Origin of the sequence: Methylobacterium sp. R2-1, from assembly GCF_014191355.1 — a bacterium.
In the GTDB taxonomy this organism is placed as follows: Bacteria; Pseudomonadota; Alphaproteobacteria; order Rhizobiales; family Beijerinckiaceae; genus Methylobacterium.
Map to the genome: position 1 here is coordinate 1 of NZ_JACHWM010000052.1, position 1018 is coordinate 1018.

At 69.8% G+C, this 1018-nt stretch carries 1 protein-coding gene and 1 pseudogene; both read right to left on the bottom strand.

Annotated elements, in window-relative coordinates:
- Positions 1-739, bottom strand: a pseudogene (locus FHU13_RS27335) (hypothetical protein); the annotation flags it as partial.
- The gene (locus FHU13_RS27340; RefSeq protein WP_183438960.1) at positions 732-932 is read right to left on the bottom strand and encodes a hypothetical protein; all 201 of its coding nucleotides are present in this window, start codon (positions 930-932) and stop codon (positions 732-734) included. The gene FHU13_RS27340 and the pseudogene FHU13_RS27335, both read right to left, overlap by 8 nt.
- Between the last annotated feature and the right edge of the window lie 86 nt (positions 933-1018).

The window sequence follows — 1018 nt, forward strand, 5'->3', positions numbered from 1 at the left end:
GGAGGTGCTGGCGTTGCGGGTCTGAACGCTGGTCATCGGAGCCTGCCAGTTCGTCGCGGAGGAGGTCGAAGTAGCCGTTGGAGGAGCGGGGGCGGTGCGGGCCGGTGCGGGCCGCCGGGCGGCGTCGGCCGATCTCCCGAAGCCGGTTGCGCAGGGTGCGGGGCCAATCGAGCTTCCGAGCCCTCTGACCGCCCTCGGCCATCCAGAAATCGCAGAACTCGGCCAGTGCCTCGGACGCCTCAGCGCCGGTCAGGCCCATCTCGGCGCAGACGGCGAGGGCTTCCGGACTCTGGGCGAAGTTTGCCGGGATGCGGCGAGCCCTAGCGGCCTTCGAGCCCTTGCTGCCGCCCTCGTCGGCTTCCCAATCGCCAGCCTCAACTTCCGGCCCCTCAACCGCCTCGGCGGCAACGTCACCGGCCCCCTCGGGGGCTGGCAGCCCGTCAGGGCTGACAGGGGGGATGGTGTTTGGGGTGGGGGTTATAGGGGGGGTGTGGGGGGGCAAGGGGGCGGGGCCCTTAGGCTCCGCCGTGACGTCACGTGTTGTCACGTGCTGTAACGTGACGTCACGTGACATAACGTGACCACGACGACGGGCCTGACGCTCCCGATCCGACTGGCGACGCTTCTCAATCGCCTCGCGCTCGGCGGTTGCGCGACCGAGCTCCAAGGCGACGCGCTGCAGCAGTTCGGGATCAAGTCCCGCGCGGACGAGATCCGCGATGAGAGTCGGGTCAGCCACGTGCGCCTCCCTGTCGGCGCGCGGCTCGACGGTCATCGCGGACACGGGCGAGGATCCCGTAGATCTCGGCCTCGGTGCGTCGCATGATCCTGGCGATTTCGACGGTGTCGTTGTTGGCTGCCCAGAGGCGAGCCACCGCCCACCGGTCGAGCCGATCGACGATGTCGCTGACGTCTTCGTGCTGCTGGCTCATTGTCCGACCTCCGCCAGCACGGTGCGGACGTGGCCCTCGTCGAGACCGAGGGCGGCGGCGATGTGCGCGACGCTCTGGCGCTCGCG